The organism is Herbinix hemicellulosilytica, assembly GCF_002904165.1.
Taxonomy (GTDB): domain Bacteria; phylum Bacillota; class Clostridia; order Lachnospirales; family Lachnospiraceae; genus Mobilitalea; species Mobilitalea hemicellulosilytica.
In genome coordinates, this window is sequence record NZ_CVTD020000008.1 from 1 (window position 1) to 15,254 (window position 15,254).

Below are 15,254 nucleotides of genomic sequence, written 5' to 3' on the forward strand. Positions count from 1 at the left end.
TTTATTTGATAATAAACAGAATAAATAGTTTTTATTTATGTAAATCAGAATTATATTTGGTACATACATCTAACGAAATTAATCATGTATTTAGAGGTGTTTTAGGACCTGCCATCAGATATAGATACCACTTGTATTTTAAAAGAGATAAACTTATAATAATATAAATAATATAATAAATTTTTGCTTTGTAATTTTCACAGCTAAATATATAGTTTTCCGGAGATAAATTATTACCGAAGAAAATACATTTCGGGAATTATTTTATCGGTAAAAACATGATATTATTAAATTAACTGTAAATTATAAACTTCCCTATAACACGGGTATTAGGAATATAAGTAAGACACGGTTAAAAAGAAACGGAGTATATTATGAAGCATGGATTTATAAGAGTTGCAGCAGCCACGCCCCATATAAGGCTGGCTGATTGTGGTTATAATGCTGAGCAAATTATAAAATTTATAGAAGAAGCGGAAGAAAAAGAAGTAAAACTCCTGGTATTTCCAGAACTTTGTGTAACCGGATATACCTGTGGAGATTTATTTTTTCAGGAGGCTTTGCTTGCCTGTGCAAAAAAACAGGTAAAAAAAATAGCAGATTCAACTAAGGATAAAGAGCTTGTGGCTATAGTCGGATTCCCTTTTGAATATAACGGAAAGATATATAATACGGCAGCCGTTATTCAAAGGGGTAAGATACTGGGGTTGGTTCCCAAAATGAATATACCCAATTCCGGAGAATTTTATGAAGCCAGACAATTTGTCCCGGGAAGAAAGGAAGTTATAAAGGTAAACTTTTTGGGAGACGAGGTTTTATTTGGCTCCAATATTTTATTTGAATGTCTTGATATGCCCGACTTTGTGCTGGGTGTAGAAATATGCGAAGATTTATGGGTACCTTTAAGTCCCGGAATCTTCCATTGCCTAGCGGGGGCCACTGTACTTGCAAACCTTTCTGCCAGCAATGAGCTTGTAGGCAAGGCCGGGTATCGCAGAGAGCTGGTAAAAAGCCAATCCGCTAAACTTATCTGCGGATATGTATATGCTGATGCCGGAGAGGGTGAATCTACTTCGGATCTGGTATTCTCAGGCCATAATTTAATAGCAGAAAACGGTACCCTGCTTTCGGAAACGGAACTGTTTTGCGGTGATATAACGATAAGCGAGATAGACTTAGGCTTAATAAAGAGTGAACGAAGGCTTAAAAACACATTTGTCGGCCATGCCGACGGTTATATAAAAGTTCCGTTTAAATTTGCGGAGGGCAATTACGAACTTAAAACCTACAGTCTTATAAGAAAAATTAAACGTCATCCTTTTGTTCCCGATAATGATAAGGAACTGAGCAGGCGCTGCGAGGATATTTTCAAAATCCAGGCCATGGGATTAAAGTCAAGGCTGGCCCATATCGGCTCAAAATGTGCGGTTATTGGCGTATCCGGCGGATTAGATTCCACCTTGGCTTTGCTTGTTACAAGCAGGGCTTTTGATTGGCTTGGCCTTGATAAAAAGGGAATATTGGCGGTTACTATGCCCTGTTTCGGAACATCGGACCGCACCTTTGAAAATGCTAAGGCTCTGATAAAAAATATAGGTGCAACTTTGCTTAACATACCTATAAGAGATGCTGTACTGCAGCATTTTAAGGATATAGGGCATGATGCGGACAGTTTAGATGTTACCTATGAAAACAGTCAGGCAAGGGAAAGAACCCAGGTGCTTATGGATCTTGCCAATAAGCACAACGGAATAGTGATTGGTACAGGTGATATGTCTGAACTGGTTCTCGGATGGGCCACATATAACGGGGACCATATGTCCATGTACGGAGTCAATGCATCCATACCTAAGACTCTGGTCCGTTCCCTGGTAAAATGGGTTGCCGACACCACAGACAATAAGGATATGGCTAAGGTGCTTATAGATATATTGGATACGCCGGTCAGTCCGGAACTTCTTCCGCCGACCAAAGACAGCGAGTATCAGAAAACAGAAGAATTGGTAGGCCCTTATGAACTGCATGATTTCTTTATGTTTTATGTTTTAAGATACGGATTTTCGCCAGGAAAGGTTTACAGGCTGGCGCTTGAAGCATTTACTAAAAATCATGACGCAAAAAATGTAATTATCGGAGAGTCAAAAACCGTATACAGCAAAGAAGAAATTTTAAAATGGCTTCAGGTTTTTTACAGAAGATTTTTTGCCCAGCAATATAAAAGGTCATGTCTTCCGGACGGACCGAAAGTCGGAACCATATCGGTATCTCCGAGAGGCGACCTAAGGATGCCGAGCGATGCAAAAGCAGCATTGTGGCTGGAGGAGTTAAATCGGCTGTCTGAGTAAGATTAAGACAGCCGATATTATCATATTAATTTATATTTACAGAAAGAATCTTCATAAGATACTAAGAAAGGGAGAATACTATGGCACTAAAGATTATAACAGATTCAGCATCCGATATACCCAAATGGGTCATAGAGGAGTACGGGCTTCACATTATACCTACACCGGTAGTAATTGACGATAAGGATTATTTTGACGGCAAGACCATTTTTCCCGAGGAATTTTATGATATACTAAGAAGCGGAAAAGACATTAAGACGTACCATATAAATTCCCAGATGTTTTATGATAACTTCCTGTCTTATGCTAAGAACGGCGATGAGCTAATATATATCTGTTTTTCCACCGGAATTGCTGGAACATATAATGCGGCAAATATAGCCAAAGCTGAGCTTTTGGAAGAATATCCTGATTTTGATCTTACTATTATAGATTCCAAATGTGCTTCTATGGGTTTTGGACTGGCAACTTATTATGCCCTTAAGATGCAAAAGGCCGGTGCAAGCAAAGAAGAAATTATTGAGGCTATTAACTGGTACTGCGACCATATGGAGCATATTTTTACGGTTAAGACCCTGGAATACCTTCTTAAAGGCGGAAGGATAAGCAAAACATCTGCAGTTGCGGGAAGCCTTTTAGATATAAAACCTATTATTCAGGTGAATGATTTAGGGGCTTTGGAGCCTATAGAAAAAGTAAGAGGAAGGCAAAAATCCTTAAAGCGGTTGGTTGAAATAGTCGGTGAAAGAGGCAAGGATTTAACTAATCAGGTTATAGGCATTGTGCACGGGGATGATGCCGAAACCATGGAGGCTGTTAAAGAAATGCTGAAAGATACATACGGGTGCCGGCACTTTATAGATAATTATGTGGGCTGTGCCATAGGAGCCCATACTGGTCCGGGGATTATAGGAATAGTATTTTTGGATGAAGAATCACCCTATAAACACTATACAAATTAAAAAAAGTTAGCTTAATATATTAAAACAACGTTCTATAAGTAATCGCAGGATTGCTTACAGAACGTTGTTCTAAGAAGGTGCTATGTAGATAAGGTTAGGGTGTGGCCTTGGCTTTTTCGAGTACAACCTTAATTGCTTCAATCAGGAGGGTTTGAGTATATTTGCTGTCATCCTTAAGCTGCAGCTGATCAATTGGGACTCCGTTGTTTAACTGTGCGGAAATCTCTTCTAAAGCAGGCTCTACCAACGGATACATAGTAGTTATTGTTTCATCAATATTTACAATGCGTACCGATTTGATATGATCTTCATCCAAAATTACTTCAAGATTGATTACCGTGTCGCTAAGCGGAATAGAAGTGGTCCATACTCCGGCTTTATATAGTTTAGTGTCAGTAGCGACATCTTCTTTATCCTTTCCGCTGAACATAAAGATCAGAAGAAGTATCAAAAGGATTCCTAATGCAGCAAATATTACCGTATATATTATTTCTTTTAATTGAATAACAACTATTTTAGTCTTTGCCATTTTCATCCTCCGGAGCATAAAGCTCTTTGTCTTAATCTTATTATATATTATTATTTAGGTTATTAATTTATGCCGATAATGTTGCGCAATGAGCAACAAATTAAAGTTATGAAAAATGATTACAGTCAGGTGATTTTAAATCATACCGGTTTAAAATATTAACCTGAAATATTTGTCCGATAACATGAAATGAAGTTTAAAAAGCTCCATTATCTCTGAAACGGAGGATTAATATGTCCTTGCAGCTATATCTTGGAAGTTCCGGTTCCGGAAAATCATATCAGATGTATCACAGAATTATTGAAGAATCCATACAAAATCCCGATACCAATTACCTTATTATAGTGCCTGAGCAGTTTACATTGCAGACTCAAAAAGATATAGTAACCATGCATCCCAATCACGGGGTTATGAATGTGGATATTTTATCGTTTATGCGTTTTGCCTACAGGATTTTTGACGAGGTAGGGGGAAATGATTATCCCGTACTTGAAGATACGGGAAAAAGCATGGTTATCCGTAAAGTAGTGGAAGAAAAGAAGAAAGACCTTATTTTGTTCGGTGCGGGAGTAAGAAAATCCGGTTTTGTAAATGAGCTGAAATCTTTGCTGTCAGAATTTTATCAGTATAACATAAGGCCCGACGATTTTGATAAGATGATGGGTATTGCCGAAAAAAAGCCTGTACTTAGAGCAAAACTTAAAGATATACGTACTATTTACGAAGGTTTTGCCGAATTTATGCGTCAACGCTACATAACCGCAGAAGAAATCCTTGTTGTGCTGGGTAAAGTTATAGATAAGTCTAAGTGGCTGAAAAACAGTGTGGTATGCTTTGATGGCTTTACCGGATTTACCCCCTGTCAGAATGAAATTCTTGCAAAAATTATGAGGTTGGCAAAAAAGGTTATTGTTACCGTTACTATAGATCCTAGAGAGCCTATCGGAGACGAAAATGCGGAATATCGTCTTTTTGGCTTAAGTCAGAAAACTATAAGAAAACTCTATAAAATAGCAGAGGAGACTGATACCTTAATTGAAGAACCGGTTTACGTTCAGGGGAAAGGCTATAAAGTACCATACCGCTTTCGTAATTCACCGGCTTTAGCTTTCCTGGAACATAACCTTTTCAGGTATCCTTACGGAGTTTTTAAAGAAAAGCAGGATGAGATAAGTATCCATTCGGCTAAAAATCCGGAAGGCGAGATTGCTTTTGTAGTCAGGGAAATCAAACGCCTTGTAAGGGAAGAAGGGTATAGATACTCGGATATTGCGGTTGTTACCGGAGACATCGAAAGGTATGGGCGCCTTGCAAAATATTATTTTTCCAGAGAGGATATAGCTTGCTTTATAGATTATAAGAAAGAAATACTGGGAAATCCTTTTGTCGTATTTCTTCGATGCGCAACCCTCATAGCCGAGGAAGACTACAGTTATGAAAGCGTATTCGGGTATTTAAGAAGCGGACTAAGCGATATTACTCAGGAGGAAACGGATTTACTTGAAGATTATGTCCTTGCTATGGGGATACGGGGAGCAAATCGCTACCTTAAACCTTTTACAAGGACTTTCGGAAGGAAAAAGGCTGTTGATTTGGATGAGATTAATGCCATACGGCAGAAATTGATAGATGAAGTTCACCCTTTATATGAGGTATTAAAAGATAAGGATAAGACCGTAAGGGACTATACTAAAGCATTGTATGAACTGGGTGTGCGCCTTAATATCAGCGAAAAGTTAAGTAAACTTTGTGACGATTTTAAAAACCTTAATCTTCCTCTTTTGGCAAAGGAATATGAACAGGTTTACCGTATCGTTATGGACCTGTATGACCAGATTGTTCTGCTTTTGGGAAATGAACATTTAAGCCTGAAGGAATTCAATGATATTTTGGATGCCGGTTTTGCGGAAGCAAAAGTTGGCCTAATTCCTCCGGGAATGGATGAGGTCGTAATAGGTGATACGGAAAGGACCAGGTTAAAGGATATCAGGGCCTTGTTTTTTGTCGGAGTTAATGAAGGTATTGTTCCAAAGGTTATCGGAAGTGGAGGAATCTTATCCGACTTAGAGAGGGAACTTCTTACTGAAAACGGAATAGAACTGGCACCGACCAAAAGGCAGCAGGCTTTTACGGGACAATTTTATATTTACTTAAATGTTACAAAACCCAAGGATAAACTTTATATAACCTTCCACAGGGTTAATGAAGAAGGAAAGTCCGTAGCGCCGTCATATTTAATCGGCAAGTTTAAGTCGTATTTTAGTGAGATGTCCATAAAAAACGAAGATATGCAGGATAAAGATCTGGATCATATCCTGGGGGACGGGGGAATCGCTTATATTGCGGAAGGATTAAGAGAAAGCAGGATATCAGACCTGTTTGCGGAAATTTTCCTGTATTATAAAAACGATACCGAAAGAAGTCGTATATTGGAAAAAATGATATCCGGTGCCTTTTATTCAAACAGGGAGAAAGGAATATCAAGGCAGGCTGCATATCTCCTTTACGGAGAAAACTTAAGCGGAAGCGTAACCAGGCTTGAGCGCTATGCCGGCTGTGCCTTCGCTCATTTTATGGCTTACGGCTTGTCTTTGGAGGAACGTAAAGAGTATAAACTGGCGGTACCGGACATAGGAAATATTTTTCACAATGCCATCGATGAATTTTCAAAAATGCTCAGTAGCAGCGAATACAACTGGCATACCATACCGGACGAAATCCGGGATGACTGGGCCGTTTTAGCTGTAAAAAAAGCGGTGGAAGACTTTGAGGATGGTTTCCTAAAAAGCAGTAAAAGAAACGAATACCTGATTAAGAGAATAGAAAGGATTACAATCAGAACCCTGTGGGCTTTATGCAATCAGATACGCCAGGGAATGTTTGAACCCTTAGGCTATGAGATGCATTTTAATTATCTGCCTGATAAGGATTTGCTGCTGAAAGGAAGAATTGACAGGCTTGATATATATGAGGCTGAAGATAAGGTATATGTCCGGGTTATAGATTATAAGTCCGGTGCAACGGTATTTGATTTCCACAGCATATATTACGGGCTTCAGCAGCAGCTTGCCATATATCTTTCCGCTGCCCTGGACTTTTTAAGCAGGAAATATAATAACAAGGAAATTATACCCGCGGGGATTTTCTACTATCATATAGACGATCCCATAGTGGCAAAAACTGAACAAGCCGCTGAGGAAATATATAAAAGCCTTAAGATGAACGGACTTGTAAATGAAGACAAAGAAATAATCGGCCTTATGGACACAAAGCTTTTAGGTCCGGACGGAAACTTAAGATCATCGGTTAAATCCGACATTATTCCTGTAGAAACCAATAAAGAAGGCGAACTTACCAAACGGTCATCGGCGGCAAATAATAAGCAGCTAAAAGCCCTTCTTAGGTTTGTAAACAGCAAGCTGATAGAAGATAAAAACCGGATTTTAGAGGGAGATACAAGGCTTAACCCGTACAGGATGGGAGAGATAACCGCCTGTGACTTCTGCGAATATAAAAATGCCTGCGGTTTTGACCCGAGGTTGCCGGGATTTTTCTTTCGCAATCTGGCTAAGAAGCCTACAGACGAGTTAAAGCAGGAAATATGGGGAGATGAGGAGGGTACTTATGGGCTGGACCAAAGCACAACAGAAGGTAATTGATACAAGACATAAAAACTTGCTGGTTTCGGCTGCGGCAGGTTCGGGAAAAACCGCAGTACTGGTTGAACGGATAATTAAAATGATATCCGAGGGTGAAAACCCTATAGATATAGACCGGCTTTTGGTGGTTACCTTTACCAATGCAGCGGCAACACAGATGAAAGAAAGAATAGGCAAAGCCCTGGACCAGAAGCTAATTATGGAGCCGGGCAATGCCCATTTGCAAAAACAGGTATCCCTACTGCAGAGCGCCCATATAACTACAATTCACAGCTTTTGCCTGAATGTTATACGAAACTATTTTCATCATATAGACTTGGACCCATCGTTTAAAATAGCCGACGAATCCGAAATTACTCTTATGAAGTCCGATATTGTGGCAGAGGTACTGGAAAAATGGTATGAAGAAGGAAGCGAGGACTTCTTAAGACTTATAGAAAGTTATTCCCGTTCAAAATCGGACGACCCAATAGAAGACCTAATACTTTCTTTATATGATTTTGCCATGAGCAACCCATGGCCCAAAACCTGGCTTAAAGGAGTTCAGGAATCCTTTAAATTTGAAACCATAGAGGATATGGCTAATACCAGATGGATGAAGGAATTGCTAAACTACATATTATCGGTATTAAAAGATCTGTTAAATAAGATTGAAAAAGCCATAGAAATATGCAATGAACCTGACGGGCCCCAGGCCTACCTTCCGGCCCTTCTAAGCGACAGGTCCATGCTTTTGGAATTTTTAAAGAAGGATACATATGAGGGGTATTATAATGCATTTTCGGAAATTTCCTTTGCCCGCTTATCGTCAAAAAAGCAGGAAAACGTACCTGAAGATAAGAAAAATAAAGTAAAAGATTTAAGAGAAGAAGTAAAAAAGGGAATAAAGGATATTACAAACCAATTTTTCTTTCAGCCTGCAGAAGAGATGTTTAATGACCTTAAAGCAGTGGGCAGCATAATGGATGTTTTGTCAAGGCTGACCCTGGACTTTATGGAGGCTTTTGCTGCCAAAAAGGAAGATAAAAATCTGGTGGATTTTAATGACCTTGAACACTTTGCCCTTAAAATACTGGTAGAGGAAAAAGACGGCGAGATTATTCCAAGCAAAGCTGCTTTGGAGCTTAGTGAGCAGTTCGAAGAAATCCTTATAGATGAGTACCAGGACAGCAATCTGGTGCAGGAAACAATTTTAAAAAGCATATCAAGGGAAAACAAGGGGCTTTATAACCGTTTTATGGTGGGAGACGTAAAGCAAAGCATTTATAAGTTCCGCCTGGCCATGCCGGAACTTTTCCTCGAAAAATATAAAACTTATGGCACCTGGGATACTGATGAGGACGGAAACGTAAACCTTACCCAAAGAATTGACCTGGATAAGAACTTCAGAAGCAGAAAAGTGGTTCTTGATTTTGTAAATGATATCTTTGAGCAAATCATGATCGAATCGGTAGGCGGGATAGTTTATGACAATTCGGCTTCATTAAAGTATGGAGAATTGTTTGAAGAGCAGGTACCGGAAAATGAGGCCGGAAAGTTATCAAATGAAGTAAAAGAAAGAATAGCAAAAGATGTAGAGCTTATCCTTGTAACCGAAGAAGAGCTTGACACTGCAGGCGAAAATACCGGGAACGGTTCTTTTAATGGAAGTTCTTCGGACAAAGAAAATGCAAATTTAATTGACCTGCCTGATGAAGACAAAGAAGAAATCCAATATACAAAAAAAGAGCTGGAAGCAAGGGCGGTGGCAAAAAAAATTAAGGAAATCATAAATCCTGAATACGGTCTGCTTCTTATAGATAAAGACAAGGAAGGCAAGGTAATACACCGTCCTGCAAGGCTTGGGGATATAGTTATCCTGCTTCGGACCATGGCCGGATGGTCGGAAGTGTTTGTAAATACCCTGATTCAGGAAGGCATACCTGCCTATGCGGATACGGGCACCGGATATTTTCAGACTACGGAAATCATGACCCTCCTTAATATGCTGAGGATAATTGATAATCCCAGGCAGGATATACCGTTTGCGGGAGTTTTATATTCCCCGATAGTCGGGCTTACTTCCGATGAGCTGGCCCAGGTAAGACTGATGGACAGAAAGACGACTATGTACGGGGCTTCCCTGGCTTATGCACAGGATGGAAGCAGTGAGGAATTAAAGAATAAGTTAAAAAGTTTTCTCGATATGCTCCATAAACTTAGGGACAAGGCAAAATATACCCCCATTCATGAGCTTATCCAGGAGATACTGGATATGACAGGTTATGCATATTACGTCATGGCCATGCCCGGCGGGGACCGAAGGAAAGCCAATATAGACATGCTTATTTCCCATGCTGTCAGATTTGAAAAGAGCTCTTACAGCGGCTTGTTCCATTTTGTCCGCTATATAGAAAAGCTTCATAAATACGAAGTGGATTTCGGAGAAGCCTCGGTATCCGGAGAAAACGATGATGCCGTAAGAATTATGAGTATACACAAAAGCAAAGGATTGGAGTTTCCTGTTGTCTTTGTAAGCGGTTTAAGCAAACAGTTTAATATGCAGGATCAGAGAAAGAGCATTCTTATGCATGTAGATTATGGGATAGGGCCGGACTATATTGACCTGGAAAACAGGACAAAGGTTCCCACATTGCTTAAGAAATTTATCCAGAAGAAAAACCAGACAGACAGCTTAGGTGAAGAACTTAGGGTACTTTATGTTGCTTTAACCAGGGCAAAAGAAAAGCTTATAATGACCGGATATTTAAATAATACAGAGGATTTATATGCAAAAAAAGATTTCTCATTTTATGAAATAATGTCATCCAAAAATTATCTGGACCTGGTACTTCCAGCAATGAACAATAAAAAGACCGATTATATGAAAATAAAAGTTATCTCAAGGAAAGACATTCTCGGTGAGGAAGTCGCAAGGCAGATATTCATGCAAAAGGATAAAGAAGAACTGGAAAATCTAACTCTTAATCACAAAACAGACAAAGAGCTGCAAAATCAGATTAATAAAAGGCTGAACTTTAAATATCCGTACGCCGCCGAAACAAAGCTTAGGGTAAAACTTACGGTATCGGAACTAAAAAAACTGGGGCAATTTATAGATGAGGAAGACGGCGAAATATTATACGGAAACACTGGCGATAATAATGAATTAAGTGATGGAAGAAATGAAGTTAATACTTTGTCAGCAGACCAATATATACCTGATTTTATAAAAGGGACTCTGACAGAAACAACAGCTACGGACCGAGGAAGCCTGTACCATAAAGTGCTTGAACTTTTGGACCTTTCCAAAGTAAAAAATTATAAAGACCTGGTAAGAGAACTGGAAGGGTTGGCAAAAGAGGGAAAGATACTAAAAGAAGATATAAAAAGGCTTAATCTAAAAAATATTCTTAAGTTTGCCCAAAGCAGTACTGCAAAACGCATAATTAAGGCTCAGGCAGAAGGAAAGCTGTATAAAGAAAAGCAATTTGTCATCGGGGTAAAAGCCTGTGAAATTTACCCGGACCAGGACAGCGAAGAACTAATTCTTATCCAGGGTATAATCGATGCCTTTTTTGAAGAAGATGGTGAACTTGTTATTATTGATTATAAATCGGATGTAGTAAATGATGAAAAGCAGCTTGAAGACAGGTATAAGATGCAGTTGATTTATTATAAAAAAGCTCTGGAACAAATATTAAGGAAGAAAGTTAAGGAAATGATAATTTACTCCTTATACCTGGGCAAGGAGATTTATATTAACCGGTAAAATATATGGATGTTATTGTAAAATGAAAAATTAGCCCGAATATTCTTACGCAAGTTGGTTACACTCTAAAAAAGCAAAAAAGAAAGGGTGTAACGTATGGCAGCAAAAAGGGAAAAGAAGATTGATCTTAACAATCTGAAACCTGAGGAGGAAATGAAATATGAGATAGCAAAAGAACTGGGATATCTTGATAAAGTGCTTTCTTCAGGATGGAAGTCCCTTACTGCAAAAGAATCGGGAAGGATAGGAGGCTTAATAACCAAAAGAAAGAGAGAATTAAAAAAACAGGCAGAAGCAGAAGCCAAATAAGAGCCATATAAAAATGCTTATGAACATAACATTATAAAATAATAATTGTATGAGGGATATTTTTTGTTAACGCCTGTTTAAGATTTAAGATAGGTTAATGTAAAAAAATAAAAAATATGGGCTTAGGTTGAATTAGACTTAAGCCCATATTTTTTTGGATATTTTCGGTAGTTTTGACTGGCAAACAAAGCAAAAATCAAAGGCTTATTGAGCTAATAAAACACATAATTCGAAAAATGTCGTCTATTGACAAGTGAATCGCATTTACATAGAATGGAAGAAACTGATAAAAAAGAAACCAAAGATAAAAATAAAGATGGAGATGATATTATTGCTGTTTTTATATTTATCAATGCTTGAAAATGAAGATGATAAAAAGAGGATGGCAGATATATATGAAGAGCATAAGCATGCCCTTCTTTTATATGCATTAAAGATTACCGGATATAATCAGGCCATGGCAGAAGATGCTGTACATAACGCTTTTTTATCAATAATAAAAGAAAAAGAAAAATATTTACATTTAGATAGTAAGAATTTCCGGTATGTATCCGTTTCTATAGTAAGAAATAAATGTATAGATTTGTTAAGAAAAGAAAAACGTTATGCGGATACGCCTATAGAAGAACTGGAGATATATCTTAGTGCGGAAGAAAAAAGCCCGGAAGAGCAGGCTGAAATAGCATCTGAATATGATCTAATTAAAAAGCACTTATCAAACATCGATGAAATCAGCAGGCAGGTCCTTATCATGAAATATGCCCTGGGAATGTCTTATAAAGAAATATCTGAAAAATTAAATATACCTTACGAAAATATCGGTGTTCGTATAAGCAGGGCAAAAGATAAGGTGCGAAGACTGGTAGAAAAAGATATTTCAAATAATAAACCCCATAATGAATAAAATTTCAAGATAAACAATAAAATTATGAAGGTGTGAGTAAAATTGGATATAATGAAAATGGATGACAATTTATTTGAAGCCTTATTCCGGCAGGCAGTAATTGATGAGTACAAAAAGGAAGTGGATAGCATACCGAAAAAAGAAGAGCTTATAAAAATGGTAACTATTTCTCCGGAGTTTGAACTGCGAATGAGAAAATTATTGGCCCGTGACAGACGAAGGGATATAGTTCTTAAGGCTATTCATGCCGGAAAACGCGTAGCAGCTATAATTTTACTGGCTGTGGGCTTTTTGTCATTATTAATGTTGTCCAATGCGAAGGTTAGGGCCTCGGTAAAAGAAGCTATTGTTGAATGGTATAATAAATACATTTCAATTATTTTCAATGGACAAGAAGCGTCCGATACAAGCGATATAAAAGAGTTCAGACCCAAATACCTGCCGAAAGGATTTAAGGAGAGCCAAGTTGAAAATCATGGAAATAAAACTTATATAATGTTACAAAATGATCTGGGAGATGTCATTTATGTAACATGCTGGCAGGATTATTATAACTCGAATATATTAATAGATATTGAAAGCCATGTCATAGAAACTAAGATTATTAATGGTTATGAGATTTATATTGCTTACGCAACTAACGAAGATCCGAAAAATGTTATTGTATGGACTATGGACAATTATCAGTTTAGGATATGGAGTACATTATCTATGGATGAACTTATAATGATGGCGGAGTCAATGTGTAATAACTAAATTAGAATCAGTGAAAATTTATAATCATATTTTTTGATTAGCAATTTTATATAATAAAATTATTATAATTTTGTTGAAAATCACATGATAGATACATATACTTTCTAACGTTTATTTAATGAAGGTGAAAATGCCTTACTAAAGATGTAGAAAGGATGGAAGACCAGTGAAACTTAAAAAAATACTTGTAATCTTATTTGTAGCAGTACTTCTTTTACCGCAAAGCTTTAAGGCATATGCACAAACTCAGGACCAATCGGCAGTAAAAATAGGTGAAGACTTTATAGTTACCCCGATGTGGACTAACGTAAATGATATTACATTACTGCTTGGTTTTAAAGACGGAAAGGCTCATTGTCATGGAGATATAAATGGATTTAAAGGAACAACTAGCATAAGTGCAACCTTTAAGCTTGAAAGAAAAATACCGGCAGGATGGTCACATGTGAAAACATGGACGGCAAGTACAAATTCCGACTTTTTATCGTTTTATGATTCACATTCTGCAATTCAAGGTTACAGATACCGCTTTAGCGTTACAGCTACAGTAGTAAGAAACGGTATAAGTGAAACAGTTAGTGCTTCGGTAGAAGGAGATTATAATTAATTTTTAGTATGATTATAATTGATTAATCTTATATTTGATTAAAATATACAGTAAAAAATGAATATTACATTGCCATCCTTTTATTGGGTATAAAATTGCCTGTTTTAAAATAAATGGCTTGTGTCCAAACTGACACAAGCCATTTATTTACGTGACTCCTATTAATCCATTAGCATATTATGTTTACTATTACTATAATCAAAAAACGACAGTTTCGTTTATTAAATTAAAACAAAATATTTAATTTTTCTTATTCCTAAATTGCAATTTCAAATTGAACACCACTGGTAATTAAGTTACCTTGTACTTTGCCAATCGAATACACCTGATCCAGAAACTCTTCAAAAAGTTCCGCCGGTGTTCGGTACCCAAGATGCTTCCGGGGAAGTTCGTTCATCTCATCAGCAAACCACAGGATTTGTTCTGCAGAATATTTCTCAATGGAAACCCCTTTTGGAACATATCTGCGAAAAATCCTGTTATGTCGTTCATTCTGGGCTCTTTCCCAGGATGAATACGGATGTGTAAAGTAGATCCCTACTCCCCATGTTTCAAGTTCAGATAGCCTCTCAAACTCAGTACCGTTATCGGCAGTAATGGTCTTGAATACTTCACTGAATTTAGCCTCGCCGTATTCTTCTCTAAGGGTTTCCATGGCTGCCATTACGGATTCTGCATCTTTGCCGGGTATTTTTATGGCTATATAATAATCGCTTTTCTTCTCAACCAACGTTAGTACCACTGATTCATGACCGGCCTTGTGTCCGACAACTGTGTCGATTTCCCAGTGACCGTATTCCTCTTTAGTGGATACTGTTTCCGGACGTTCATCAATACTTTTTCCAAGAAAACGTTTGCTTTTACGAGGCTGGTTCTTTCTTGGCTTTCTTGACAAGGCTTCCGGAAAATCATGTGGTACCAGCGGCAGATTTCCGGCCCAAAGTTCATTATAAAGCGTCTTGGTACAAACAATATCCTCAGCAGGAAACAGCTCATGAAGTCTGGCATAACCTACGCAGGCATCAAAAGACCAATGATGTTCCTTGACCTGCTTAATAACCCATTTTAGAAACTTTGAGTTCTCATCAAGAGCATGTGGCTTGTGGCATCTTGACCTGTTTATTTCGTAGTTCTGTTGGCCACGTTTTGCAGAATACTCAGGATTACGTCCTCTGTCTCCATTACGCTTGCTGGTTCCACGCCGAAGTTCATACATTACGGTAGAAGCAGAACAATTGATTGCTTCTGCAATCTTACGAAGGGAGTAACCAAGTTTTTTATAAATTTTGATACTGCAACGATCTTCAAATTTTAAGTGCTGACCCCTTTCGCGATCGGGGGTAAATGTGGTAGAATAAGTTTGATCCATGGTTGCGATCTCCTTTGTAGGTTTTTGTGTGGTAACTTAATTCTACCAAAGAATCCTCCATGG

10 protein-coding genes are annotated in these 15,254 nt (G+C 37.9%); 8 read left to right on the forward strand and 2 right to left on the reverse strand.

Features of this window, described 5'->3' with window-relative positions:
* The first annotated feature begins 374 nt into the window (after positions 1–374).
* Positions 375–2,345, forward strand: coding sequence for an NAD(+) synthase (locus HHT355_RS01105; RefSeq protein ID WP_103201619.1), 1,971 nt, complete (start codon positions 375–377; stop codon positions 2,343–2,345).
* A gap of 80 nt (positions 2,346–2,425) precedes the next feature.
* Positions 2,426–3,307 (forward strand): DegV family protein, encoded by an 882-nt coding sequence (locus tag HHT355_RS01110; protein WP_103201620.1) that lies wholly within the window; start codon positions 2,426–2,428, stop codon positions 3,305–3,307.
* Between the two features lie 94 nt (positions 3,308–3,401).
* Here the strand turns inward: HHT355_RS01110 and HHT355_RS01115 are convergent, their stop codons facing one another.
* On the reverse strand, positions 3,402–3,836 hold the full coding sequence (locus tag HHT355_RS01115; protein ID WP_103201621.1) for a hypothetical protein: 435 nt from the start codon (positions 3,834–3,836) through the stop codon (positions 3,402–3,404).
* A gap of 233 nt (positions 3,837–4,069) precedes the next feature.
* On the opposite strand from HHT355_RS01115, the gene addB reads away from it, so the two are divergent.
* From addB to HHT355_RS01145, 6 genes are all read left to right on the forward strand, one after another.
* The gene (gene addB / locus HHT355_RS01120; RefSeq protein WP_103201622.1) at positions 4,070–7,495 is read left to right on the forward strand and encodes a helicase-exonuclease AddAB subunit AddB; all 3,426 of its coding nucleotides are present in this window, start codon (positions 4,070–4,072) and stop codon (positions 7,493–7,495) included.
* A complete protein-coding gene (locus HHT355_RS01125; RefSeq protein ID WP_158245850.1) occupies positions 7,461–11,246 on the forward strand; it encodes a UvrD-helicase domain-containing protein in 3,786 nt (1,261 codons plus the stop codon). The genes addB and HHT355_RS01125 overlap by 35 nt, the downstream gene beginning before the upstream one ends.
* 96 nt (positions 11,247–11,342) lie before the next feature.
* Positions 11,343–11,555 (forward strand): small, acid-soluble spore protein, alpha/beta type, encoded by a 213-nt coding sequence (locus HHT355_RS01130; protein ID WP_103201624.1) that lies wholly within the window; start codon positions 11,343–11,345, stop codon positions 11,553–11,555.
* Between the two features lie 331 nt (positions 11,556–11,886).
* Positions 11,887–12,459, forward strand: coding sequence for an RNA polymerase sigma factor (locus HHT355_RS01135; protein WP_158245851.1), 573 nt, complete (start codon positions 11,887–11,889; stop codon positions 12,457–12,459).
* Between the two features lie 51 nt (positions 12,460–12,510).
* Entirely contained in the window at positions 12,511–13,215 is a 705-nt protein-coding gene (locus HHT355_RS01140) for a DUF4367 domain-containing protein (RefSeq protein ID WP_242967508.1), read from the forward strand.
* 166 nt (positions 13,216–13,381) lie between these two features.
* The gene (locus HHT355_RS01145; protein WP_103201627.1) at positions 13,382–13,822 is read left to right on the forward strand and encodes a hypothetical protein; all 441 of its coding nucleotides are present in this window, start codon (positions 13,382–13,384) and stop codon (positions 13,820–13,822) included.
* Positions 13,823–14,078: 256 nt separating this feature from the next.
* Here HHT355_RS01145 and HHT355_RS01150 read toward each other — a convergent pair whose 3' ends face one another.
* Complete coding sequence (locus HHT355_RS01150) at positions 14,079–15,191, reverse strand: IS30 family transposase (protein ID WP_103201628.1); 1,113 nt, start codon at positions 15,189–15,191, stop codon at positions 14,079–14,081.
* Positions 15,192–15,254 lie beyond the last annotated feature (63 nt).